We start from the raw sequence: 23,669 nt of genomic DNA on the forward strand, positions 1-23,669 counted from the left end.
ATTAAATTTGGGTTCTTGAAATTTCTTTATATGCGTTTATAGCCTTATTTCTAACTTCAAGCATAAATTTCATACTTGATTCAGCTTTGCTAATCGCAATTGCAGCTTGATGTAAGTCTTTGACTTCGCCTGTTGCAATGTCTACCATAGCAGCTTCGGCGGTTTCTTGAGTTTTATTAAGATCGTTGATGGAATTTTTTAATAAACTCGAAAACTCATCTCCTATGTTGCTTGTGTTGTTATTATTGTTTTTGTTATTAACATTGTTAAATTGATTTATACCATTAATAGTGTTCATTTATTAACCTCTTAGTAAATCTATCGCACTTTGTGCTATAGTTTTGGTGTTAGTAAAGGCACTTACATTAGCTTGATAAGCTCTTGTTGCTTCTATTAAATCGGCCATTTCAATAACAGGATTTATATTTGGATAAGCAACATAACCTTGTTCATTCGCATCTGGATGAGATGGGTCAAATTTCATACGAAAATCTTTATCATCTCTTACAACTTTATCAACTACTACGCTCATTATAGCAGGTTTTGCATCTTTTTGTGAAGCAGGATCGTTTAAAGGATTTTCATATTCTAAAAAATTATTATCTTTAGCTATTTGCTTGTTTAGCAATTCATTAAAATCAGTTGCTTTGAAAATCACTTCTCTTCTTCTATATGGACCACCTTCTGCTGTTCTAGTAGTATTAGCATTAGCTATATTTGAGCTAATTACATTCATTCTAAAGCGTTGAGCACTAAGTCCATATCCACTAATATCAAAATCACTTAAATAAGCCATTATTTTTCTCCTAGCCTAATTTAGAGCTTGTTTCTATGATGGTTGAAAAAATATTACTTTGTCTTCTTAAAACACCATCTAAAGCAGAAATCATCATAGTATTTTTGCTCATTTCAGTAGTTTCTACATCAAGATCTACTGTATTTGCGTCATTTCTTGCCAAATGTCCATCTCTTAAATAAATAGTTGATTTATTAGGATCTGGAAATTTCCAAGGTTTTTGATGATTTGTATTTGTGCTTGCTAATTCAAGCTCTTTAGTATCTTTTTTTTTGAAAATTTCATTTGCTCTATTAACTAAAGCAGTTTCAAATTCTATATCTCTTGCTTTATAAAAAGGAGTATCAACATTTGCAAGGTTAGAATTAATCATTTGACTTCTTAGATTTCTTCCTGCTAAAGCATTAACAATAAGTTCTTTTGACTTAAAAGGGCTTATCATAATTTTTCCTTTAAAATAAAGCTTTTATAGACTAAAAGCAAAAATCATTCCAAAATATTTATGCAATTTTATTTATGTATAAGTATATCTTTTTATAGTAAATTTTTGAAATTTTTAAAGCCACTTTCAAGTGAAACTTTTTTTTCTAGTGTTTTCAAAAAATCTTTTTTTGTCATTTCTTTAGCACCCATAAATTTTAAATGCTCATTAGGCACTTGACAATCTATTAAAAAATCATATGGTTTTAAAAGCTCACAAAGTCTTATTAGGGCTACTTTTGAGGCATCTTTTTTAAGACTTATCATACTTTCACCAAAAAATATTTTACCTATTATAAGTCCGTATAAACCGCCGATTAAAACATCATTTTCATAAACTTCAACACTATGAGCTAAATTTTGCTCAAAAAGCTTTGTATAAACCTGTATAAATTCTTGACTTATCCAAGTTTTTTTTCTTTTTGCGCAATGACTTATAAGCGAGTTAAAATCAAAATTAAGTCTTATTTCATAAGTTTTTAAAGATTTTTTTATGCTTTTTTGTATGCGCACTTCATCAGGTAAAAGCACCATTCTAGGAGAAGGACACCACCAAGTAACAGGATTGCTAGTCCATGGAAAAAGCCCTAAGCTATAAGCATGAGGTATAAAATCTACTTCTAGTTTTTCACTAATAAAAACAGGCGCATCATCAGGGCTTTTTAAAAGTTTAGAATACAAATTCAATTTTTTCATTTTTGGAAAGTTTGAGTTTTAATTTACCACCATTTTTTAATTTTCCAAATAAAATTTCATCACTTAATCTCTCGCCTAATTCTTCGGCAATAATGCGTTTTAATAATCTTACTCCAAATTCTTTATTATTAGTTTTTTTAGCAAGAAATTCTTTTACTTTTTTATCAGCTTCCATGGTGATGTTGTTTAAATTTTTTGCCATTAAATCTAGTTCTTTTTGAACGATTTGTTCTAAAATTTCTTGACTTAAGTCATTAAAATGAATGATTTTATCTATACGGTTGATAAATTCAGGTGCGAAGAAATCTTTTATGGCTTTATTACTTTTTTCTTTATCACTGCTTAAAAAACCAAGCTCATTACTTTCTTTGAGACCTAAATTTGAAGTCATAATGATAATAGTATTTTTAAAATCAGCTTTTAACCCACTATTATCTGTTAAACTTGCATTATCAAAAATTTGTAAAAAGGTATTAGTTAAATCAGGATGAGCTTTTTCTATCTCATCAAATAAGACCACGCTAAAAGGATTTTTTCTAATACTATTACTAAGCAAGCCACCATCTTCATAGCCCACATAACCTGCTGAAGTTCCTATGAGTTTGCTCACATCATGTTTTTGTGAGTATTCACTCATGTCAAATCTTTCAAGATTAAGGTTTAAAATTTGTGCTAAATTTTTTGCAAGTTCGGTTTTACCAACTCCACTTGAACCGGTAAATAAAAACACGCCTTTTGGGGTATTTTTGCCTTTTAACCCCGCATAGCTTTGTTTTAAAATAGAACACAAAGCTTTAATGGCTTCATCTTGTCCAAAAATATTTTGTTTTAAGTTTTGCTCTAAATTTTTTAAGATTTTACCTTGATCACTTTCATAAATTTTATGAGAATGTGTCATTCTTGCTAAAGTATTTTCTAAATCTTTTATTTTTACTATTTTTTTACTTTTTTTATCTTCTAAAGCAAAGCTTGCGCCAAGTTCATCAATTAAATCAATTGCACTATCGGGTAAAAATTTATCATGTAAAAATTGTTTTGCTAGTTTTATGCTTGTTTGTAAAATTTCATCACTAATTTTGATTTTGTGAAAATTTTCATATTTGCTTTTTAAGCCTTGCAAGATCAAAAAACACTCTTCTTCGCTTGGCTCATCTATATCAATTTTTGCAAATCTTCTACTTAGAGCTTTGTTTTTATCAAAGGTATTTTTGTATTCTATGAAAGTAGTTGCACCTATGCATTTGATGTTGCCATTACTTAATGCAGGTTTTAATAAATTTGACATATCTGCATGACTTTCATTGCTTGCGCCGGTTCCTACTATGGTGTGAATTTCATCTATAAATAAAATAGCATTAGGGATATTTTCTAATTCTTTAATGATATCTTTTAACCTTTTTTCAAAATCACCCCTATATTTTGTCCCCGAAAGCAAGCTTGTCATATCAAGGCTATAAATTTTTGAGTTTTTTAAATGTTTTGGTACTTTTTCTTCAGCTATAGCTAGCGCTAACCCATCTATAATGGCACTTTTACCAACACCTGGTTCACCAACTAAAATAGGATTATTTTTCTTGCGACGGCTTAGAATTTGCATCATTCTTTCAAGTTCAAATTTCCTACCTATAACAGGATCTATTTTGCCTTTTTTTGCAAGCTCAACTAGCTCTATGGTATGGGTTTTTAAATTTTCAAATTCAGCATTTTGTAACAATTCTTTTATTTTTTCTTCTTCTATTAGGTGTTTTTTTAAGATATTATAAGAATAAGCTTTTTCTTCTTTGCAAAGTGCGATGATAAAATCAATCACACTTGTTTGATTTTTTGCATTTAGCTTGTGTAATATATTTTCCAAGATTACAGAAAAAATAGGTTCTATTTCTTTTTTTAAAATTTCATTATTTTTAGCCAGATAATTTTTTAATTCATTTTCAAAGCCTTGTAAATCACCATCTCCGATTTCTTCAAGTAGATTTTTAAAATCATCGCTAAGCTTAACTAAAGCAAAAAGCAAATGCTCACAAGTGATAAATTCATGATGATTGATAAAGCTTAAATGTCTTGCATTTGGTATAAATGAGTCAATCAATTCTTTATATTTCATTGTTCTTCTATCCTTGTTTGGAGTGGAAAATCATTATTTTTTGCTGCCATGTCAACTTGCTGTTTTTTGCTAAGTGCAATTTCTTCTGTATATATGCCACAAACTCCGCTTCCTTGATGATGGATTTCAAGCATAATTGCACTTGCTTTTTCAAAATCATGATGAAAAATATTCATTAAAATTTCAATTACAAAATCCATAGTGGTAATATCATCATTTAAAAGCAAAACCTTAAACATTTTAGGTTCTGCTAGTTTTTGTTGTTCTAAAATTTCATTTTTTAGACCCATTTAATATCCTAGTAATATCTTCTTGCATAATCTCAGTAGAAACTTTTCCAAGATAATATTTCACATAACTTTTTGAGTCTTTATTCCAAAAATCTGTTAGATCTTGATAATTTCCACCTTTTAAAACTACTTTAAAAGGAAGTTGTTCCATGCTTTGATAGTTGATATCTTTTAATGCTTGTGCAACAATTCTATCGTTTTCTTTAGAATTGCTTAAGAAATAATAAGCCCCATATTTAATGGCAAAATCTTTTACAGCTTGATCGCTAACATTTTCAAAATGACTTAGTCCTATGATGATAAAATTGTCAGCATTTTTTTGCCACAAACTTGTTAGATGAGTGGCTTCTTCTTGACAAGGTGTGCAAAAGGTTCCAAAAAAATCAAACATCAAAATTTTACTCTCTTCACCTTTTACTACAAAACCATTTTGTGTTCTTACTAGGATTTTCTCGCCACCATTGACACTTTTTAAAAGAATTTCATCACCCATTTTATACTCAGCAAATGCAAATTCATTTTCGATTTTTTCTTCACTTGAGCAAGCACTTATTAAAAATGCAAAAGCAAATGTAAAAAACAAATAAGTAAATTTTTTCATCAAAATCCTTTTTTAATAATGATTTTTCATAGCAGCTCTTGCTTCAAGATCTGCTTGTTTTTTCTTTAAGCTTTCTCTTTTATCGTGTAAGTTTTTTCCTTTGGCTAAGGCTATTAAGACTTTTGCTTTATTTTTTTCATTAAAATAAAGTTCTAATGGCACTATAGTAAAGCCTTGGGTGCTAATTTTACCAAAAAGCCTATCGATTTGCTTTTTATGCATTAAAAGTTTTCGCGCACCTTTTTCATCATGCTTATAAAAAGAATGTGTAGTGCTAAGATGAGAAATATGAGCATTAAGTAAGAAAATTTCACCTTTGATAATACGCACAAAAGAATCTTTCAAATTTGCTCTACTAGCTCTTAATGCCACTACTTCAGAACCTTTTAAAACAATACCTGCTTCAAATTTTTCCAAAATTTCATAATCAAAAAAAGCTTTTTTGTTTTTTACTATAGTTTTTTTCATCATTTAGCCTTAAAAACTCCACTTCCACTTCCACTTAAAAAATAAGCCTCATTAAGAAAAGTTTGCATTTTAGGATAAATTTTTACACAAGGAGCAAATAAGTCGTTTAAATCAGTATTTTTATACTCTAAAATTTCACTTGTTTTGAGTGTTTTAAGTGTTTTGGCTAAATTTAAATTCGCTGTTAAATCATATGAACTTTCATCAAATGCTTTATATACTTTTGCACTTGAGCATTCAATAGCTGGAAAAGTAAAATCAAGTTGGGCAAAATCATCTTCAAAATATTCTACAATCTCGCCACACCCGCTAACATTTGCACTATCATATCCGCTTAAAAAAAAGATTAAATCAGAGCCAAGTTTTTGGCAGATTTGTTTAAGTTGTTGTTGGTTGAGTTTTAAATTTAAAGTTTCGTTGATCATTAATAAAAATACAACCGCATCAGTACTGCTTCCACCAAGGCCTCCGCCTATGGGAATGTTTTTGATAAGCTTTAAACTTTTGTCTTTAAAAAATTCATTTAATTCATTAGAAAAACCTAAATTTTCTAATTCTTTATAAGCTTTGTGTATGATAGTATCTTGAGTAAAATTTCCAGTGATTTCAAACCCTTCTTTGGTTTTTTCATCACTAAAGCTTAACTCATCAAAAATATTTTTTAGTAAAATAAAGCGTGATTGTAATAAATGATAAGATCTTAAATCAATTCCTATGATTTTTAAAAAAATATTAGCTTTTGCGTAAGCTTTCATTTTTTAAGCTTTTTACTCAGATCGTCAAGTTTTATCGTTTCATCGCTAATTGCATGTAAATTTTCACTTTTTACTTGCTCGATAAGCTCTTTGCGTAGTATCATTAAAGACTTTGGAGCTTCGATGCCTATTTTAGCATAGCCTTTGCCTGTTTGAACTACTTTGATTTCTATATCATCTCCGATTTTTATACTTTCATTTTCTTTTCTTGATAAAATTAACATTTTAATACCTTATTTAAATAATATTGCACTTGATTATCTTGGATAGAAATGATAGAAAAAAAATCTTTTTCTTCTAAAATATAGCTACCTTCTTCTTGAATTTCCAAATCGTCCAAAAATATTTTTTGTCCATTGTGTAATTTTTGGGGGTATTTTATCGTATTTTTTCTAAGATTTAAATAAGCTAAAGGATTTAACTCTTTTTCATTCTCATAAAAAAACCTTCCCTCGCTTAAACGCTCCAATGAGCTTAATGTGGCTTTAATACCAAGTTTTCTAGCAAATAATTCACAATAAGAGCGTATATAAGAACCCTCACTAACTGCTATTTCTATGGTTAAAAAGGGGTGGTTATAGTGTAAAATTTTAGTATAAAAAATTTCCATAACACAGGATTTTAAATTGACTTCAAAACCTCTTTTTGCAAGCTCATAAGAGCGCACTCCATCTATTTTTTTTGCACAAAATGCGGGTGGGGTGTAGGTGATTTTACCTAAAAGTTCATTTTTAATTTGTTCTAAAATTTGCTCATCAAAAGCATTTATAAGATTGATTTCTTTGATATTTTGATTATCAAGGCTTAGTGAATGCACGCCTAGCCAAAGTGTTGCTTTATAAACTTTTGGATTTTTATCAAAAAAACGAAAAAGTTTTGTGTATTGATCAAAGGCTATGAGTAAAACACCTTTTGCAAAAGGATCAAGTGTTCCTGAAAAACCTGCTTTTTTGTTTTTATATTTTTTCTTGAGTTTGCCTAAAAAAGCATTAGAACTTATACCACTTGGTTTATAAGCTACAAAAAGTTTATTCATATCACTTTTTCCACAAAACTTGACATTATCATTCTTTCTATGCCTCCAAAATTAATCGTGAGTTTTTCTTCAGCACCTATTTTACTTACCCCAGTGACTCTGCCTATGCCAAAAATTTTATGTTTGATTAAATCGCCTTTTTTGTAGCAATTTTTTTGATGATCTAGTGTTAATTCTTTTTTGATTACATTACTCTCGCCAAAAAATCTACTTTTTTCTAATCTTGTGCGACTTCCTTTATAAAATCTAGAATTAGCATAACTTAAATAAAGTTTTTTCTTGGCTCTAGTGATTGCTACATAGGCAAGTCTTCTTTCTTCTTCTATATTGCTTGATTCGCTAGTGAGTGGGAAAAATCCTTCTTCTAAGCCTATGATAAAAACATAATCAAACTCAAGTCCTTTACTTGCATGAATACTCATAATACAAATACTTTCTTTATCAAGTCCATCTTGCTCATTAAGTAAAGAAATTTCATTTAAAATATCATCTAAGCCATTATAATTTCCATGAGTGATTTTATCTTTTAAATTAGCATAAAGTTCATCTATATTTAAAAGTTTATCTTCACCCTCTGGGTTATCTTTGTAAAATTCTTTGATTTTAAATTCTTCTTCTAAGGCTAAAATCATTGCAAGTAAATCATCTTTTTCTTTGATTTTGTGTATGCTTAGTATGAATTTTTCTAATTCTTTGTCTGTTTTTTTGCTAAAAAATCCACTTCCTTGCAAAGCACATAGGCTTTCAAATAAAGACAAATGATTTTCTTTGGCATAATTTTCTAGCTTTTCTAAACTTGCATTACCAAAATTTCTTTTAGGGCGGTTGATAATGCGTTTAAAAGAATAATCGTCATTTAAATTTGAAAGTAATCTTAAATAAGAAATAATATCTTTAATCTCAGCTCTTTCATAAAAACGAATTCCACTTAGCAATTTAAAAGGAATTTTTTCTTTGCTAAAAGCTTCTTCAAGAGCACGAGATAGGGCGTTTACTCTATAAAGTATGGCTATTTCACTAGGATTAATCCCTGAGTTTAAAAGTTTTGAAACTTCTCTTGCAACCTTAAAGCTTTCAATTTTCTCATCATCATTTTGTAAAATTGTGATTTCTTCGCCCTCATCTTTGGTGCAAATTAAAGTTTTTCCTAGTCTTTTTCTATTATGTTCTATAAGCTCATTCGCAGCTTGTAAAATAGCGCTAGTTGAGCGATAATTTTGCTCTAATTTGACTAATTTTACATTGTTAAATTGTTCTTTGAAATTTAAGATATTTTCTATTTTAGCCCCGCGCCAACCATAAATACTTTGATCATCATCACCCACCACACAAATATTTTCATGAGACGTGCAAAGTTTTTTTAGAATTTGATATTGTAAGGCATTAGTATCTTGATACTCATCTACTGTTATATAAGTATATTTTTGACTTTGCTCTTGTGCAAATTGTTCATCTTCTAAAATTTTATTAGTTAGCATGAGTAAATCATCAAAATCCATGAAATTATTTTGGATTAAAAAATGCTCATATTGCTCATATAAATGAATGATTTCTTCGTAATTTTTGTTTTTTTCATCTTTTAAAAATTCTAATTCTTTGCGTATTTCTTGAGCGCTTTTGCTTTGATTTTTAAAATTTGAAATATAAGCACCTATGCTTGCTAAAGAGCTTTGCAAATTTTCGCTAGCTAAATCTTTTAGTATTTTCTTTTTATCATCTGTATCAATAATGACAAAATTATTTGCTCTATTAATTCTTTCGCTATAAAGTCTTAAAAATAACAAACCAAATTTATGAAAAGTACATAAAAGGGGATTATGTAAATTTTGATCTTGTAAAAGTGCTAAGGCTCTTGTTTTCATTACATTAGCAGCTTTATTTGTAAAGGTTAGCGTGAGGGTATTTTGCGCAGGAATACCTACATGATCGATTAAATAGGCAAGTCTAGTGGTAATGGTTTTAGTCTTTCCACTACCTGCACCTGCTAGTATTAGCATAGCTCCATCAATATGCATGATAGCTTCTTTTTGGCTATCATTTAAACCTTCAAAAAAACTCATTTTTTAAATAAATCTTTATTGTTGGGATTGTTTAAAAAAGCATTCATGGATTTTTCTTTTAACTTTTGATCATTTTGCTTTTTAAAATAGTTTGAAAAATTGACAAAAATGATATTATCTTCAACTTGAATTTGAGTAATTGCCCCTAAATCCACTTTCACAAAGGTTGCAAAATCATCAGGTCCAAAACCTGCGTGAAATTCTATATGCTCATTTGTTAAAACTATGGATTTAAAAGTATAACCACCAAGTGCAAAAAGACAATAAGGATTTTTGCTCACTACATCTAATTCTGGTGGTAAAGGAGGTTCGAGTGTAACAAATTTAGTATTTACAATGATATTAAACTCAATATCTTCTTGGATTAAAATTTGCAAACATTCATAAATGCTTTTTTGCATTAAAGTTATAAAATTTTTATTATTTAAAATTTTATCAATCATTGCTTAGCCTTAAAAATTCATCTACTAGTATCCTAACTTGCTCTAAGCCTATATTCCAAAATTTATCACTTTCTATATCAAAGCCAAACATAGCTACAAGTTCTTTTGGGCTTTTGCTTCCCCCACTACTTAAAAACTCAATATAAATTGAAGTAAAATTAGAGCATTTGCCACTTTTATATAGACCATAAAGTGCTAAAACTAAAAGTTGTGCATAAGCATAAGCATAGCAGTAAAATGGAGAGTGTATAAAATGTGGTATATAAGAATACCAAAGGCCATAGTTTTTGGTTAAAACTACACTATCTTGAAACATTTTTCTTGATTCTTCAAGCCAAATTTCACTTAGTTCTTGAGCGCTTAGTTCTTCTTTTTTAGCATGAAATCTGCGTTCAAAAGTAGTAAAATTAATCTGTCTATAAAGAGTAGCAAAAATATCTTCGATTTTTGCTGCATATAAAGATAAAAGCTCCTCTTTGTCTAAATTTTCTTTAATGTAATCAAAAATCAACATTTCTGCAAACACTGAAGCAGTTTCTGCTGTAGTTAGAGGTGTATCTTGATTTAAAAAACTTACTTTATAAGAAAGTTTTTGATGTATAGTGTGGCCTAGCTCATGAGCTAGGGTAAAAAGATCGCGTCTTTGGTTGGTATAGTTTAAAAGTATGAAAGGATGGCTTAGCGGCGTGCTTGAGTGAGAAAATGCTCCACTTTGTTTAAATTCTTTAGGATAAACATCGATCCAATTATTCTCAAAAGCTTCTTTTGCTATCATATAAAAATCTTTAGAAAATTTTTCAAAGGCTTTTAAAACGATATCCTTTCCTTGATTAAAATCAACTTGCATTTCTTTTCCAATAGGTGCATAACGATCATAATCTTTTAACTTTTTATATCCTAGAATTTTTTTCTTTGCATTGTAAAATTTAGAAACGATATCAAAGCTATTCTCGCTAGCACTAATAAGCGCATCAACACTTTTTTTAGAAATTTGATTTCTTATATGCCTTGGAGTTTCTGGGTTTTCATAAGATCTTAACTCACAAATGCTGGCAAGTTCACTTTTAATCATATTAAAAATATATACTAAAAGTTTGTTTTGCTTTTTTAAGGTTTTGCTAAAGCATTTTGAAGCTTTTTTTCTAATGCTTCTATCTTTATCATAAAGCTTGCTTAGAATTTCTTCCTCGCTTAATTTTTGCCCTTCAAAATTAAATTTTAAAGCACTAAAGGTTTCATCAAATAATCTTGCAAATGCATTTGAACCTGTACTTGATAGAACCAAGATAACTCTTTCTTCTTTTTTAGAAAGATTGTGTTTTTTGTGTTTGATAAGATTGTTCAAATAAAACTCATAATCTTTGCAAAATGTGATGAAAGTTTTACTTTTTTCTTCTTTTAACTCGCAAAATTCAAGCTCAAAAAATAAAAGATTTTCTTCTATTTTTTTACTTAAATTTTCATATTTTGCATAAAAAGCACCCTTGGTAGTATCTTGAGCAAAATTTAAATACACATAGGTTAGTATGTGGGAAAGCTTTAAGATTAATTCTTCGTAATTTTTTAAAGCCTGTAAAAATTGCTCATTGCTTAAACTATGAAGATTAGTTTCATATTGTTTTTTAAATTCACAAGCTTCATCTTGGATTTTTTGTAAAAAAAGATTTAATTCTTGCTCATCTTTAAATAATGTACTTAAGTTCCAATTTTGCATGATTTTAGCTTTCTAAAATGAGTTTTTTTAATACAGCCATTCTAATGGCAACACCATTTTTAACTTGAGTTAAAACCTTGCATCTTTTATCAGCCATTACTTCATCACTAATATCGATATTTCTATGCACAGGACCAGGATGTAAGATAATGAGATTTTTATCTTTTATTAAATCTTTGCTAATACAAAAATCATTTGCATAATCTTTAAGCGATGCATAGGTTGGAATATTGTGTCTTTCAGTTTGTGTTCTAAGACTCATGATAATATCAACATCATCAATAACTTCTTTTAGTTTATTTGTTTTTTTAATAGGATAATTTGGCATAAAATGAGGCGGGGACACTAGGGTGATATCAATACCAAAACGAGGTAATAATTCTAAATTTGAAGCAGCAACGCGTGAGTTTTTAATATCTCCTACTATCGCTATTTTTTTACCTTTTACATTATAGTTAAAATGCTCCATTATAGTAAAAAGATCAAGCAAAGCTTGGGTAGGATGAGCGTGTTTACCATCGCCTCCATTAACTATAGGACAATGAGTGTAATTTGCTAAAGTATGAGGCACGCCTGAGTTTTTGTGTCTAACTACAATAGCACTTGGCGCCATTGCGTCTAAATTTGCAGCAGTATCAAAAAGTGTTTCGCCTTTGCTTGAACTACTTCTTGAAACATCTAATTTTAAAACTTTAGCACCTAGTCTTCTTGCGGCTGTTTCAAAGCTTGATTGAGTGCGTGTTGAATTTTCAAAGAAAATTGTTGTGACACTTTTTCCTTCTAAAAATGTGCGCGGTTTTTCATCTAAAAATTCTTTTGCTTCTTTAAATAAAGTCAAGATTTCATCATTGTTAAAATCTTTTGTAGTAATTAAATGCCTCATAAGTCCTCCTTAAATTTTTAAATTAAGTTCATTATCTGAACAAATAGCACTAAATAAAACATCTGTTGAGCTATTTAAAGCTGTTTCAACGCTATCTTGAATAACCCCTATGATAAATCCAACCGCAACTACTTGCATAGCTATATCATAATCGATATTAAACAAAGAGCAAGCAAGCGGTATGAGTAAAAGCGAACCTCCGGCAACCCCACTAGCTCCACAAGCTGCAAATGCAGCTAATACACTCAAAAGCATAGCTTGTAAAAAATTTATTTCAATACCTACTGTATGAGCTGCTGCAAGACTTAGTATAGCTATAGTTACAGCTGCCCCTGCCATATTAATCGTAGCTCCTAGTGGAATAGAAATGCTATATAGATTATTGTTGATATTTAATTTAGAGCAAAGTGCCATATTTACAGGGATGTTTGCTGCAGAACTTCTTGTAAAAAATGCAAAAACAGCACTATGTTTTAAGCAAATAAAAATCAAAGGATAAGGATTTTTCTTCGTATAAGCAAAGACAATTAAAGCATTAATTACAAAGGCTACAAAAAACATGGTTAAAACTAAAATGATTAATAATTTAATATAACTTAAAAGTCCTGCTGCTCCTGTTTGAGCAACTGAATTAGCCACAAGTCCAAAAATTCCAAAAGGAGCAAGCTTGACTATAAATTTAACGATTTTTAATACACCCTCGTTTATATCAGTAAAAAGTTGTTTTGCATCATTAGAGCAATGTCTTAGAGCAAAACCTCCACCAATAGCCCAAGCTAATATGCTTAAATAATTTCCTGAAGATAAAGCGTGGATAGGATTATCTACTACTTGAAAAAGTAAGGTTTTAAATACTTCGCCTATATGCGCAGGGCTTGTAGTGGAAGCTTTTTCAATATCGGTTAATACTAATTCTACAGGAAAGATAAAACTTATACTAACTGCGCTTAAAGAAGCTAAAAAGGTTCCAAAAATATACAAGAAAATAATGTGTTTTATTTTCTCACTTCCATGATTAAATTCTTTTGTGCAAATGGTTGTTAAAATTAAAATAAAAACTAAAATTGGCGCTATAGCTTTTAACGCTCCTGTAAATAAAGCACCAAAAATATTTGCAAAAATAGCTAAATCTTTAGAAAAAATACCTACTAAAATTCCTAAAACAATACCTATGCAAATTTGTAAAATAAGATTTCCATCTTTATAGCGTTTGATTGCATAAGAAAATAAATTCATTTCTTACCTTTTTTTGTAGTGATAAATTTAAATTTATTCTAGCAAAGTAAAGCTTAAATAAGCTTTTTGATTTTTAAGTTAGCTTATGTTATTATATTTTAGAAAATTTTTAATTTAACGAAAAAGATGATGCAAGGAATATAAAATATGTATTTATTTACTTCTGAAGTTGTTAGCGCAGGACATCCTGATAAATGTGCTGATATTATAGCTGATTCTATAGTGGATGCTTTTTTAACTCATGATAAAGACTCAAGGGTTGCTAGTGAGGTTTTTGTAGCAGGAAATAAAGTAGTAATTGGTGGTGAGATTAAATCAAAATATAAATTAGAAAAACAAGATTATGAAAATATTGTAAAAAAAGCTCTAGCAGATATTGGTTACAATGGAAATCCGCATTTTAGCAAAAAACAATGTTTACACCCTGATGATTTAGATGTAATGGTATTTTTAAATGAGCAAAGTCCTGATATCAATCAAGGTGTTGATCAAGAAGATGGAGAGATTGGAGCAGGTGATCAAGGTATAATGTTTGGTTTTGCAAGCAATGAAGCAAAAGAATATATGCCAGCAGCTATTTCTTATGCTAGAATGCTTTGTGATAAAGTATATGAGTTTGCAAAAAACAATCCTGATAAACTTGGAGTAGATATTAAAACTCAAGTTACAATTGATTATGCAAATAAAGAAAATTTTGAAAATTGCAAACCTCAAAGTATCCATACTATTGTAGTTTCAGCTCCTTGTGTTGAAAGTATGAAAATAGAAGATTTAAGAGCTTTGGTGATGGATTTGATTTTGGATTCAAATTTACCAAAAGAGCTTTTTTGCCCAGAAAAAACAAGAATTTTAATCAACCCAACGGGAAAATATGTAAATCACAGCTCATTACATGATAGTGGTTTAACAGGAAGAAAACTCATAGTAGATAGCTTTGGTGGCTATGCTCCAATAGGAGGTGGTGCACAATCTTCTAAAGACTATACTAAGGTTGATAGAAGTGGACTTTATGCTGCAAGATGGCTTGCTAAAAATATCGTAGCAGCAGGGCTTGCTAAAAAATGTATAGTGCAACTTTCTTATGCTATAGGTGTGGCTAAACCAACTTCTGTAAGTGTGGATTGCATGGGAACAAATACAAGATTAGATGATGATATTTTAAGTGATTTTGTGATGAAAACTTTCCCATTAACTCCAAATTGGATTAAAAATAAATTCAATCTTGATAAACCAAGTAAAGATACTTTCATGTATGCTGATGTAGCTGCTCGTGGTCAAGTGGGTCAAGCTGATTATCCTTGGGAAAAATTAGACGCACTTGATGAATTTAAGGCATTATAAAATGAAGCTTTTAAGCTTCATTTTGCTTTAAAAGTTTTTCTTTTATCTTTAAAATCAATACTTCTTTTGGCTTAATTACCGCATTTTCTTTTCCATTAACTGCATGATATATACTTACATTATAATTATTTGCATAAAAACGCATTAGAAAATTTTGTAATTTATACTCACTTGAAAAATTAAACCAAGCATTGTTTGAAATAGCGATGATGATTTTTGAGTGTTTGTAAAGTTTTTCTTTTGTAGCTTCAAAGCAGATAGCATTAGTGATGAGCTGGTTATTTAGAGTGTATTGATTTAATTCTTTTCCTTTTGAAAATTCATCAATATTTAAAAGGTGTTTTTTAAAAAAGTTTTTAAATATAGGAATTTCTTCTCCAAAAGGTACAAGATAATGTTTGTTAAAAACTTGTATGTTGCCATTGTCAAATACATAAGTACTATTGTATAGATGATTAGGTGTAGTGCTTATAGCACCTATGATGATGATGATTTGTTTTGATAAATCTTTTAAGGCTTGTAAATAACTTGGTGCTTTATTTAATGCAAAAGCAAAAGCAGTTTCAGGAAAAATAATTGCTTCTTTACCTTCTTTTATAGCCTTGTTGATTTGATAAAATATATCTTTAGAATGAGTTTGTAAATTTTCTTGTATGAATTTTTGATCTTGGGAGATATTAGTTTGGATTAATTTATAGTCTAATTTTAGTGTTTGTGATTGTTTTTGATTATATTGAGCTCCGATTAGAATAAGGATTAGAATGATTGCTATTTTATAATATCTTGAAATATATTTTTCATAATAAAAATAAGCAATCAAAAACATAGCTATAATACCTTGGTAACTTGCATCAAAGATTCCATATACACTTAAAACACCCCAATTTAGCCAATCAAAGCCAAAAGGATGAATAAAACAAAGTAAAAAAATTCCACAAAGCCTTAAAAAATCATATTTAAGAAAAAAACATATAAAAAACAAAAATCCATAAATTAATCCAATTAAGATAATTTCTAAAGGAATTAAATAAGCTAAATTAAAATAAATTGATGATAAACCTATCCACCAAAACCATAAAATTCCTATAAAAAAACCGGTGTAAAAATATCCTGCTTTACTTTTGTTTCTTAGTAATAAAATTAAACCATATATGCTTAAAAATGGTGAGATAAATTCGAAAAGTAAATTTTCAAAAAAAGAAAAATAAATAAAATTTGACAATAAAAGTGCAGAAAAAAAGGCTTTTATTATTTTAAAAGTGGTAGAATTAGAATTTATGAACTTAAAAAAAAGGGGAAGAAATGGCAGAAAACGGAAATATTTGGACTTCATTGTTGCCTCTCATTGTGCTTTTTGCGATTTTTTATTTTTTGGTTATTAGACCACAACAAAAACAAGCAAAAGACCATAAATTGATGGTTTCATCTTTAGAAAAAGGAGATAAAATCATCACAAATGGTGGGATAATTTGCGAGGTGGTAAAACCAGAAGAGGATTTTATCAAAGTTAAGCTTAATGATGAAAATGTAGTTGTAAAAATTTCTAGAGATTTTATAGCAAAGAAAATTGATGCGTAGTGGAAAAATTACTTATAGAAGTATTATTTTCTTTGTAGTTTTTCTTATAGGGCTTGTTTTTTCTATACCTTCTTTTATGCAAACCCAAAGTGGTGCTAAGATTAACCTAGGACTTGATTTGCAAGGTGGTTTGCATATGTTATTAGGTGTAGAAGTGGAAGAGGCAGTTAAGTCAAAGGTTAAATCCATAGCCTCTTCTCTTAGTTATTCTATCAATAAAGAAGATATTATTGTTGATAAAATCAAAGTAAATGATACTAGTATTGAATTTAGTTTATTGGATGAAAATGATGTAGCTAAGGTTGATTTGTTGTTAAAAGACATTAAAGGCTTGGCTATTACACACGAAAATTTACACTACACACTTTCTTTAACCCAAGAAGAAATTAAATTAACTCATGAACAAGCTATTTTGCAAGCTGTAGAAACAATTAGAAATAGACTTGATCAATTTGGTCTTGCAGAGCCAAATGTAGCAAGATCAGGTGAGGATAAAATTTTAGTCGAACTTCCAGGTATTAAAACTGCTGCAGATGAGGCTAGAGCTAGAGAACTTATTGCAAAAGCTGCACATTTGCAATTAATGGAAGTAGATGATGTTAGAATGGATCAGGTAAATAATCTTACTCCAGCTCAAGCTGCTGAATATGGAGATTTAATTTTTGAAGATGCAAAAAATCCTCAAATTAAATATCTAGTAAAATCTATACCTATTCTTGATGGTTCTATGCTAACAGACGCAAAAGTGGGTTTTGCGCAAAGTAATAATCTTCCTGTGATTAATTTCACCTTAAATTCGGAAGGTGCTAAAAAATTTGGAGACTATACAGGAAATAATGTAGGCAAACGCTTAGCTATAGTTTTAGATAATAAAGTATATTCAGCTCCAAGAATTAATGAAAGAATAGGTGGAGGTAGTGGTCAAATTAGTGGTAGTTTTACCGTTGAAGAAGCTCATGATGTGGCCATTGCTTTAAGAAGTGGGGCACTTTTAGCACCGGTTAAAATGCTTGAAAAAAGAAGTGTTGGACCATCTTTGGGTGCTGATAGTATTAAAATGAGTATGATAGCCCTAGCAGGTGCTTCTATATTAGTTATTGCATTTATGGTGATGTATTATGGTATAGCAGGAATTTTTGCTAATATTGCTTTAGTGGCAAATATTTTAGTGATTATTGCTGTAATGGCTATGTTTGGTGCAACCTTAACTTTACCTGGTATGGCAGGACTTGTGCTTACTGTAGGTATGGCAGTAGATTCTAATGTTATTATTAATGAAAGAATTAGGGAATTATTGCGAGAGGGTGCTAGCATAAGGCAAAGTGTTGAAAATGGCTATAAGCATGCAATGAGTGCGATTTTAGATTCTAACATTACTTCGCTTATTACTTCAGTAGTACTTTATGCTTATGGAACAGGTGCGGTAAAAGGTTTTGCGGTGACTTTAAGCATTGGAATCTTAGTTTCAATGATTACTTCTATTGTTGGAACTCATGGTATGTTTGAAATGTTTATGAACCGTATGGAAAAAAGCAATAACACAAGATTATGGTTTGGATATAGGAGACCTTAATGCAATTTTTTAGTCAAAAACATATTTATGATTTTATGAGAATGAGATTTGCAGCCATCTCTTTGTCTTTTATTTTATTTTTTGGTTCTATTTTTATCCTTTTTACTAAGGGTTTGAATTTTGGTATTGATTTTACCGGTGGAACTTTGGTACAGCTTCAATATGAGCAAAAAGCACCCTTGGCTGAAATTCGTAAAGCTTTATCTATAAATGAAAATTTAAAAGGAGCTAGTGTTACCGAATTTGGTAGTGCTAATGAAGTTATTATTCGCTTTTCAGGAAGTAGCGATAGCTTGGGAAGTGATATTGGAGTAAGTATTGCAAATTTGTTAAAAGATACAGGTAAATTTGAAGTGCGCCGCGTGGATGTAGTAGGTCCAAAAGTAGGAGATGAACTACGTAATAAAGGTCTTATGGCAGTTGGAATTTCTTTGATTGCTATTTTGATTTATTTGGCAGTGAGATTTGAATGGCGTTTTGCTATGGCTTCTATTGTGTGTGAAATTCATGATATAGTCATTACTTTAGGTGCTATTGCATTATTTGAAATAGATGTAAATTTAGATATTTTGGCGGCTGTTTTAACTGTGCTTGGATATTCTTTAAATGATACGATTATTATTTTTGATAGGATTAGAGAAGGTGTTAAAACAAGTAAAAATTCAAAACTTGATTTAATTATTAATGAATCAGTTTCTGCAACTTTATCAAGAACTACTTTAACAACAGGTTTAACTTTAATCACTGTTGTAGTGCTTTATTTCTTTGGTGGATCTATGATAGAAGGTTTTGCTCTAACTATGATAGTGGGTATTGTGGCAGGTACTGCAAGTTCTATATTTGTAGCAAGTCCAGCACTTTTATGGTTTAAATTTAGTGTTACGCAGTATCGTCAAAAAGAATTAGAAAAAGTAAAGAAAAAACAAGAAAAAGAGAAATTAAGAGCGATGTATGAAAAAGGAACGGTGTAAAAATGAATTGGGGTAAGGTTATTTATATCTTTTTTGCTCTAATGAGCTTAACTACAACCGCAGGATTTTTATATGATCAAAATGAAGTTGCATTATTTATTGCAGCTTGTGTGAATTTAATTTCTACTTTATTGAAAATCGGAGTTAGAAATTTCTTAGCAGCTGAATTATTTGCTAGTTCTTTAGTGGCTGATTTGCATTTAATTCCAGCTTTTGCTTTAATACAAATTAATCCGGAAGCTAATGTTATGGTTTATACTTTAGCAATTGGTGCTTTGATAGCTAATATCTTTTCAATGATTTTAGTTATAGTTGATTCAGTAAAAAGTCAAGAAGAAAATTAGGAGTTAAAATGGCATATGAGGCAGGTAAAATAGAAAAAAAATGGCAAAAAATTTGGCAAGAAAAAGAATATTTTGAGCCAAAAGATGATTTTTCTTTACCAAAAAAATACATTTTATCTATGTTTCCATATCCAAGTGGTAGAATTCATATGGGACATGTGAGAAACTATAGCATAGGTGATGCTATGGCTAGATATTATAGAAAAAAAGGTTTTAATGTCTTACATCCTATAGGTTTTGATAGTTTTGGTATGCCTGCTGAAAATGCTGCGATAAAACACGGTATTCATCCTAAGAAATGGACTTATGAAAATATTGATTATATGCAAAATGAACTTGTTTCTTTGGGCTTTTCCTTTTCTAAAAAAAGAATGTTTGCTACTTCTGATCCTTTATATACTAAATTTGAGCAAGAATTTTTCATCAAAATGTATGAAAAAGGACTTGTTTATACTAAAGAAGCTGAAGTTAATTGGTGTGAGAATGATAAAACAGTCTTAGCAAATGAGCAAGTTGAAGATGGCAAATGTTGGCGTTGTGGACATGAAGTCATTAGAAAAAAAATGCCAGGATATTATGTAAAAATTACCGCTTATGCAGATGAATTATTGCAAGATCTTAAAAAATTAGAAGGAAAATGGCCAAGTCAGGTTTTGACTATGCAAGAAAATTGGATAGGTAAAAGCACAGGACTTAGTTTTGATTTTGATATAGAAGAAAATGATAAAATCAGTGCAAAAAAGATCAATGTTTTTACAACAAGAGCTGAGACTATTTATGGAGTGTCTTATATTGCTTTAGCACCTGATCATGAAATAGTAAACGAATTAATTGATAAAAAATTACTAGATCAAGATACTATCATAAAAATTCAAAATATACAAAATCAAACACCCCGCCAAAGACAAGCTGCACCAAAAGAAGGATATTTTTTAAATCTTCATGTAATCCATCCACTAAGTAAAGAAAAAATTCCTTTATGGGTAGCTAATTTTGTTTTAAGTGATTATGGTAGCGGGGCTGTTATGAGTGTGCCTGCTCATGATGAAAGAGATTATGAGTTTGCAAAAACTTATAATTTAGCTATAAAAAAAGTAATTTATAAAGATGAAAATGACGCACAATGTTACACTTTAAAAGAAGGTGTTTTAACCAATAGTGGCGAATTTGATCAATTAGAATGTAATGATGCTAGAGAAAAAATTAGTTTAAAAATTGAATCTTTGGGTATTGGTAAAAAGGTTACCAATTTTAAAATTCGTGATTGGGGTGTTTCTAGACAAAGATATTGGGGTGCTCCTATACCAATGATTAAGTGTAATTCTTGTGGCATAGTTCCTCAAAAAATAGAAAATTTACCTATTACCTTGCCTGAAGATGTGATTATAAATGGAGAGGGAAATCCACTTGATAAGCATGAAATATGGAAAGAGTGCATTTGTCCAAAATGTGGTAAAAAAGCACAAAAAGAAAGCGATACTTTAGATACTTTCTTTGAAAGTTCTTGGTATTTTGCGCGTTTTGCAAGTGATGATAAAACATGGCAAGAAAAAGCGGTAGATGAAAAAAGTGTTAATTATTGGATGAATGTTGATGAATATATTGGTGGGATTGAACATGCGATATTGCATTTACTCTATGCTAGATTTTTCCAAAAAGCACTTAGAGATTTGGGTTATTTAAAAGATGATGAGCCTTTTAATAGACTTTTAACCCAAGGAATGGTCACTAAAGATGGTGCTAAGATGAGTAAATCTAAGGGTAATGTAGTAGATCCTGATTATATTATAGAAAAATATGGAGCAGATAGTGCAAGATTGTTTATATTGTTTGCTGCACCACCTGCTAAAGAACTTGAATGGAACGATAGTGCGCTAGAGGGTGCGTTTAAATTTATCAATAGGCTTTATGAAAAGGCTATGAGTTTAGAATGTGGAAAATTACAAGAAATTGATCATCAAAGTTTAAATAAAGAAGAAAAATATGCTAGATTAAAAGTATATGAAGCTTTGAAAAAATCTTTTGAAGTTTATGAAGAAAGTTTTGCCTTTAATACCTTAATAGCTGCATGTATGGAAGCTTTAAATGCCTTAAATGCTATAAATCATAAAGAAGTTTTAAAAGAAGCTTTTTATATTATTTTAAATATTTTAGAGCCTATTATCCCTCATGTTTGTTTTGAGCTTAGCGAGCATTTGTTTAAATGTGAAAATTTTAAAGTATTAAAAATAAAAGAAGAAGTTTTTGTAAAAGATAGTTTTAATATAGCTATTAGTGTTAATGGTAAAAAAAGAGCACAGATTGAAATAAATTCAGAGGCTAAAGAAGATGAGATTTTAGCTTTGGCTAAAGAAAATGTTGCAAAATGGCTAGAAGGAAAAACCATTGTAAAAGAAATTTATATTGATAAGAAATTGGTAAATTTGGTGGTTAAATGAAAAAATATTTAATATCTTTTTTTGCTTTTTTTATTATATCTTGTGGATATATCCCATCATCTCAAATGGCAAGTAGGGTTTTGGGTGAAAATGTATTTTTGAAAATCAATATTAGTAAACAAGATCCCGAAAATAGTGTTTATATAACAGATATTTTAAGAGAAGCTATGCTTAATAAGCTTGGCAGAAAAGTCACAGATGAGCATAATGCAGATAGTTCTATTATAGTTACGATGAAAAAGTTAGAATTTCATCCTATGGTGTATGATAGAAATGGTTATGTGGTTAATTATAAAGCAGAGCTTTACTTGGAATTTCTTATGCGTTATAAAAATGGTAAAGAAGAAGTTGTAAATACTAAAGGAAGTTATAATTTTGATATTAATCCAAATTCTATTATTAGCGATCAAGCTAGATTTGAAGCAATTAAAAATGCATCAAGTGAAGCTTTTGATGAATTTGTTTCTATTATAGCTATTAGGGGTTATAAATAAATGGCAAGTCATATCAATGAGATTGCAAAAGAAACATTGATAAAATTAAAAGAGCGTAAGTTGCATCCAACTCCTGAAAATTATAGTGAGGTATTTGAAGAATGCGCTAAAAAAGCGGGAGTGATGAGTTTTAATAAAGCAAGGATAGAAAAATATACTAATCTTTTAGATGATATTTATAAGCAAGAGCTAAAAGGAAAAAGCATTCGAACTATTGATGAGTTTTTGATGTTTTTAGTTTCTAGGCTTAATAGGCAAGTAAGTAGAAAATATGAAGATGTTTATGCTTTGCTTGATTTGATTGTGCAGCAGCTTAGTATTAGCAAAGATAAAAAAATCAAAGAACTAGCAAAAATTACTCAACACAGATTATCTCAAGCTATGGATTTAGAAACCATATATCTTTTAAGGGCTAAATGGAGAGAGCTTGAAAAATCTTATGAGGATTATGAGCTTTTAAAAAAATTAGAAGAATTTAATATTCGAGCGTTTTTGGATTTTCACACTTTAGTTGAAAAACTCATTGTTATGTTAAAGGAGAGATCTTATGAGAAGCAGGCTGAACTTTTACTAGCTTCTTTGGAGTCTTTGTTTGGAGCAAGTAAAGAGCTTGAGCAGTTTAAACAAAATTTAAAAGAAAATCCTAAATTAATTGCCAGGAAAGAATTTGCACATGAGTATTATTTAATGTTGCAAAAAAAAGAAGCAACAGATAAATATTATATACAAAAAAACCTTTCTTTTTTTAATCAGCACTTAGAAAGCTTAAATGAAATGGTATCAAAGCTGTATGATAACAGCCAAGAAGATGTGAAATTTATTAATGCTTTAACTAAAGATGAAAATGGTAATGTTCAAATTAATTTTGATACACTAAAAGATAAACTTTTATATGCAAACGAGCAAATAGCGCAAATTAAAACTCAAATTCAAGCTACAAGTGATGATGAGCAAAGAGAGCAGTGGAGTCTTGCTCAAGAACTTAAAAAACTTGATGAAAACTATAAGCTTTATGCTGTTAATTATGCATTATGTTTTTTTAAAATTAATAATATAGAGCATGTTATTAATGTTTATGGTGTTGATAGTTTTAAGGCAATTAGTGGAAAGTTTAAAAAGATACTTAAAGATTTATGTAAAGATATGGGTGAAATTTGGATTTTAGATGAAAGTTCTTATTTGGTTATACTTCCAGGTAAAAATTTAGAAAGTGCTCAGATTTTTATAGAAAAAGCCTTAAAGCTTATAGATGATTATAAATTCATTTATAAAGAAGAAGTAGTTAAACTTATTTTATCATCTTCTTGCATAGAAAAAAAAGAATTTCCAGATGGCGATATTTTAAAAGAATTAATCCAAAAAGCTTAG

At 29.6% G+C, this 23,669-nt stretch carries 25 protein-coding genes; 8 read left to right on the forward strand and 17 right to left on the reverse strand.

Translation table 11 applies throughout. The features are described from left to right. Position 1 precedes the first annotated feature (1 nt). The 16 genes from fliE to sstT form a co-directional block, all read right to left on the reverse strand. Positions 2-298: a flagellar hook-basal body complex protein FliE gene (gene fliE, locus L8U37_RS00130; RefSeq protein WP_133318690.1), complete on the reverse strand. Its 297-nt coding sequence runs from the start codon at positions 296-298 to the stop codon at positions 2-4. Positions 299-301: 3 nt separating this feature from the next. Continuing rightward, positions 302-796 (reverse strand): flagellar basal body rod protein FlgC, encoded by a 495-nt coding sequence (flgC, locus tag L8U37_RS00135; protein WP_263664367.1) that lies wholly within the window; start codon positions 794-796, stop codon positions 302-304. Between the two features lie 10 nt (positions 797-806). After that, positions 807-1,238, reverse strand: a complete 432-nt coding sequence (gene flgB, locus L8U37_RS00140; protein ID WP_263728303.1) for a flagellar basal body rod protein FlgB — start codon at positions 1,236-1,238, stop codon at positions 807-809. 92 nt (positions 1,239-1,330) lie between these two features. Next, positions 1,331-1,972, reverse strand: coding sequence for a leucyl/phenylalanyl-tRNA--protein transferase (gene aat / locus L8U37_RS00145; RefSeq protein WP_263664369.1), 642 nt, complete (start codon positions 1,970-1,972; stop codon positions 1,331-1,333). Next, positions 1,947-4,076 carry an AAA family ATPase gene (locus tag L8U37_RS00150; protein WP_263728304.1) on the reverse strand — a complete coding sequence of 710 codons (2,130 nt, stop codon included), beginning with the start codon at positions 4,074-4,076 and terminating at the stop codon, positions 1,947-1,949. Before L8U37_RS00150 ends, aat begins: the two co-directional genes overlap by 26 nt. Next, on the reverse strand, positions 4,073-4,366 hold the full coding sequence (locus L8U37_RS00155; RefSeq protein WP_133318695.1) for an ATP-dependent Clp protease adaptor ClpS: 294 nt from the start codon (positions 4,364-4,366) through the stop codon (positions 4,073-4,075). The genes L8U37_RS00150 and L8U37_RS00155 overlap by 4 nt, the downstream gene beginning before the upstream one ends. Further along, positions 4,350-4,967, reverse strand: coding sequence for a TlpA family protein disulfide reductase (locus L8U37_RS00160; RefSeq protein WP_133318696.1), 618 nt, complete (start codon positions 4,965-4,967; stop codon positions 4,350-4,352). Before L8U37_RS00160 ends, L8U37_RS00155 begins: the two co-directional genes overlap by 17 nt. Before the next feature lie 12 nt (positions 4,968-4,979). Further along, entirely contained in the window at positions 4,980-5,435 is a 456-nt protein-coding gene (smpB, locus tag L8U37_RS00165; RefSeq protein WP_039668585.1) for an SsrA-binding protein SmpB, read from the reverse strand. Then, positions 5,435-6,190 (reverse strand): 4-(cytidine 5'-diphospho)-2-C-methyl-D-erythritol kinase, encoded by a 756-nt coding sequence (locus L8U37_RS00170; RefSeq protein ID WP_133318697.1) that lies wholly within the window; start codon positions 6,188-6,190, stop codon positions 5,435-5,437. The genes smpB and L8U37_RS00170 overlap by 1 nt, the downstream gene beginning before the upstream one ends. Further along, on the reverse strand, positions 6,187-6,414 hold the full coding sequence (gene csrA, locus L8U37_RS00175) for a carbon storage regulator CsrA (RefSeq protein ID WP_012661763.1): 228 nt from the start codon (positions 6,412-6,414) through the stop codon (positions 6,187-6,189). Before csrA ends, L8U37_RS00170 begins: the two co-directional genes overlap by 4 nt. Next, on the reverse strand, positions 6,408-7,226 hold the full coding sequence (gene truB / locus L8U37_RS00180) for a tRNA pseudouridine(55) synthase TruB (RefSeq protein WP_133318698.1): 819 nt from the start codon (positions 7,224-7,226) through the stop codon (positions 6,408-6,410). The genes csrA and truB overlap by 7 nt, the downstream gene beginning before the upstream one ends. Further along, positions 7,223-9,286 carry an ATP-dependent helicase gene (locus L8U37_RS00185; protein ID WP_133318699.1) on the reverse strand — a complete coding sequence of 688 codons (2,064 nt, stop codon included), beginning with the start codon at positions 9,284-9,286 and terminating at the stop codon, positions 7,223-7,225. The genes truB and L8U37_RS00185 overlap by 4 nt, the downstream gene beginning before the upstream one ends. Then, positions 9,283-9,729, reverse strand: a complete 447-nt coding sequence (locus tag L8U37_RS00190; protein WP_133318700.1) for a hypothetical protein — start codon at positions 9,727-9,729, stop codon at positions 9,283-9,285. The genes L8U37_RS00185 and L8U37_RS00190 overlap by 4 nt, the downstream gene beginning before the upstream one ends. After that, a complete protein-coding gene (locus L8U37_RS00195; protein WP_133318701.1) occupies positions 9,722-11,443 on the reverse strand; it encodes a M3 family oligoendopeptidase in 1,722 nt (573 codons plus the stop codon). The genes L8U37_RS00190 and L8U37_RS00195 overlap by 8 nt, the downstream gene beginning before the upstream one ends. A gap of 4 nt (positions 11,444-11,447) precedes the next feature. Then, positions 11,448-12,326, reverse strand: coding sequence for an aspartate carbamoyltransferase catalytic subunit (locus tag L8U37_RS00200; RefSeq protein WP_133318702.1), 879 nt, complete (start codon positions 12,324-12,326; stop codon positions 11,448-11,450). A gap of 9 nt (positions 12,327-12,335) precedes the next feature. After that, positions 12,336-13,562, reverse strand: coding sequence for a serine/threonine transporter SstT (gene sstT, locus L8U37_RS00205; protein WP_263671265.1), 1,227 nt, complete (start codon positions 13,560-13,562; stop codon positions 12,336-12,338). A gap of 147 nt (positions 13,563-13,709) precedes the next feature. Between sstT and metK the strand changes: the two genes are divergently transcribed. Continuing rightward, entirely contained in the window at positions 13,710-14,903 is a 1,194-nt protein-coding gene (gene metK / locus L8U37_RS00210; protein WP_263665254.1) for a methionine adenosyltransferase, read from the forward strand. Between the two features lie 10 nt (positions 14,904-14,913). Here the strand turns inward: metK and L8U37_RS00215 are convergent, their stop codons facing one another. Beyond that, entirely contained in the window at positions 14,914-16,236 is a 1,323-nt protein-coding gene (locus L8U37_RS00215) for an apolipoprotein N-acyltransferase (protein ID WP_220566869.1), read from the reverse strand. Between L8U37_RS00215 and yajC the strand changes: the two genes are divergently transcribed. The 7 genes from yajC to L8U37_RS00250 are packed head-to-tail and all read left to right on the forward strand — an operon-like array spanning position 16,206 to position 23,669. Next, positions 16,206-16,481, forward strand: coding sequence for a preprotein translocase subunit YajC (gene yajC, locus L8U37_RS00220; RefSeq protein WP_039618686.1), 276 nt, complete (start codon positions 16,206-16,208; stop codon positions 16,479-16,481). The two genes, L8U37_RS00215 and yajC, sit on opposite strands and share 31 nt — an antisense overlap. After that, positions 16,474-18,054 (forward strand): protein translocase subunit SecD, encoded by a 1,581-nt coding sequence (secD, locus tag L8U37_RS00225; RefSeq protein WP_039628546.1) that lies wholly within the window; start codon positions 16,474-16,476, stop codon positions 18,052-18,054. The genes yajC and secD overlap by 8 nt, the downstream gene beginning before the upstream one ends. Beyond that, on the forward strand, positions 18,054-19,025 hold the full coding sequence (gene secF / locus L8U37_RS00230) for a protein translocase subunit SecF (protein WP_220566868.1): 972 nt from the start codon (positions 18,054-18,056) through the stop codon (positions 19,023-19,025). Before secD ends, secF begins: the two co-directional genes overlap by 1 nt. Positions 19,026-19,027: 2 nt before the next feature. Beyond that, the gene (locus L8U37_RS00235) at positions 19,028-19,369 is read left to right on the forward strand and encodes a DUF6394 family protein (protein WP_133318707.1); all 342 of its coding nucleotides are present in this window, start codon (positions 19,028-19,030) and stop codon (positions 19,367-19,369) included. 8 nt (positions 19,370-19,377) lie between these two features. Next, complete coding sequence (gene leuS / locus L8U37_RS00240) at positions 19,378-21,807, forward strand: leucine--tRNA ligase (protein WP_263728305.1); 2,430 nt, start codon at positions 19,378-19,380, stop codon at positions 21,805-21,807. Continuing rightward, complete coding sequence (gene lptE, locus L8U37_RS00245; protein ID WP_133318709.1) at positions 21,804-22,301, forward strand: LPS assembly lipoprotein LptE; 498 nt, start codon at positions 21,804-21,806, stop codon at positions 22,299-22,301. Before leuS ends, lptE begins: the two co-directional genes overlap by 4 nt. Next, positions 22,302-23,669, forward strand: coding sequence for a hypothetical protein (locus L8U37_RS00250; RefSeq protein WP_263662498.1), 1,368 nt, complete (start codon positions 22,302-22,304; stop codon positions 23,667-23,669).

This window comes from Campylobacter sp. RKI_CA19_01122 (assembly GCF_025771325.1).
Classification (GTDB): domain Bacteria; phylum Campylobacterota; class Campylobacteria; order Campylobacterales; family Campylobacteraceae; genus Campylobacter_D; species Campylobacter_D lari_D.

What these genes read in the sequence shown, in the direction of transcription:
- fliE (WP_133318690.1), bottom strand. Translation starts at nt 298, where the DNA reads ATGAACACTATTAATGGTATAAATCAATTTAACAATGTTAATAACAAA.
- flgC (WP_263664367.1), bottom strand. Translation starts at nt 796, where the DNA reads ATGGCTTATTTAAGTGATTTTGATATTAGTGGATATGGACTTAGTGCT.
- flgB (WP_263728303.1), bottom strand. Translation starts at nt 1,238, where the DNA reads ATGATAAGCCCTTTTAAGTCAAAAGAACTTATTGTTAATGCTTTAGCA.
- aat (WP_263664369.1), bottom strand. Translation starts at nt 1,972, where the DNA reads ATGAAAAAATTGAATTTGTATTCTAAACTTTTAAAAAGCCCTGATGAT.
- L8U37_RS00150 (WP_263728304.1), bottom strand. Translation starts at nt 4,076, where the DNA reads ATGAAATATAAAGAATTGATTGACTCATTTATACCAAATGCAAGACAT.
- L8U37_RS00155 (WP_133318695.1), bottom strand. Translation starts at nt 4,366, where the DNA reads ATGGGTCTAAAAAATGAAATTTTAGAACAACAAAAACTAGCAGAACCT.
- L8U37_RS00160 (WP_133318696.1), bottom strand. Translation starts at nt 4,967, where the DNA reads ATGAAAAAATTTACTTATTTGTTTTTTACATTTGCTTTTGCATTTTTA.
- smpB (WP_039668585.1), bottom strand. Translation starts at nt 5,435, where the DNA reads ATGAAAAAAACTATAGTAAAAAACAAAAAAGCTTTTTTTGATTATGAA.
- L8U37_RS00170 (WP_133318697.1), bottom strand. Translation starts at nt 6,190, where the DNA reads ATGAAAGCTTACGCAAAAGCTAATATTTTTTTAAAAATCATAGGAATT.
- csrA (WP_012661763.1), bottom strand. Translation starts at nt 6,414, where the DNA reads ATGTTAATTTTATCAAGAAAAGAAAATGAAAGTATAAAAATCGGAGAT.
- truB (WP_133318698.1), bottom strand. Translation starts at nt 7,226, where the DNA reads ATGAATAAACTTTTTGTAGCTTATAAACCAAGTGGTATAAGTTCTAAT.
- L8U37_RS00185 (WP_133318699.1), bottom strand. Translation starts at nt 9,286, where the DNA reads ATGAGTTTTTTTGAAGGTTTAAATGATAGCCAAAAAGAAGCTATCATG.
- L8U37_RS00190 (WP_133318700.1), bottom strand. Translation starts at nt 9,729, where the DNA reads ATGATTGATAAAATTTTAAATAATAAAAATTTTATAACTTTAATGCAA.
- L8U37_RS00195 (WP_133318701.1), bottom strand. Translation starts at nt 11,443, where the DNA reads ATGCAAAATTGGAACTTAAGTACATTATTTAAAGATGAGCAAGAATTA.
- L8U37_RS00200 (WP_133318702.1), bottom strand. Translation starts at nt 12,326, where the DNA reads ATGAGGCATTTAATTACTACAAAAGATTTTAACAATGATGAAATCTTG.
- sstT (WP_263671265.1), bottom strand. Translation starts at nt 13,562, where the DNA reads ATGAATTTATTTTCTTATGCAATCAAACGCTATAAAGATGGAAATCTT.
- metK (WP_263665254.1), top strand. Translation starts at nt 13,710, where the DNA reads ATGTATTTATTTACTTCTGAAGTTGTTAGCGCAGGACATCCTGATAAA.
- yajC (WP_039618686.1), top strand. Translation starts at nt 16,206, where the DNA reads ATGGCAGAAAACGGAAATATTTGGACTTCATTGTTGCCTCTCATTGTG.
- L8U37_RS00215 (WP_220566869.1), bottom strand. Translation starts at nt 16,236, where the DNA reads ATGAAGTCCAAATATTTCCGTTTTCTGCCATTTCTTCCCCTTTTTTTT.
- secD (WP_039628546.1), top strand. Translation starts at nt 16,474, where the DNA reads ATGCGTAGTGGAAAAATTACTTATAGAAGTATTATTTTCTTTGTAGTT.
- secF (WP_220566868.1), top strand. Translation starts at nt 18,054, where the DNA reads ATGCAATTTTTTAGTCAAAAACATATTTATGATTTTATGAGAATGAGA.
- L8U37_RS00235 (WP_133318707.1), top strand. Translation starts at nt 19,028, where the DNA reads ATGAATTGGGGTAAGGTTATTTATATCTTTTTTGCTCTAATGAGCTTA.
- leuS (WP_263728305.1), top strand. Translation starts at nt 19,378, where the DNA reads ATGGCATATGAGGCAGGTAAAATAGAAAAAAAATGGCAAAAAATTTGG.
- lptE (WP_133318709.1), top strand. Translation starts at nt 21,804, where the DNA reads ATGAAAAAATATTTAATATCTTTTTTTGCTTTTTTTATTATATCTTGT.
- L8U37_RS00250 (WP_263662498.1), top strand. Translation starts at nt 22,302, where the DNA reads ATGGCAAGTCATATCAATGAGATTGCAAAAGAAACATTGATAAAATTA.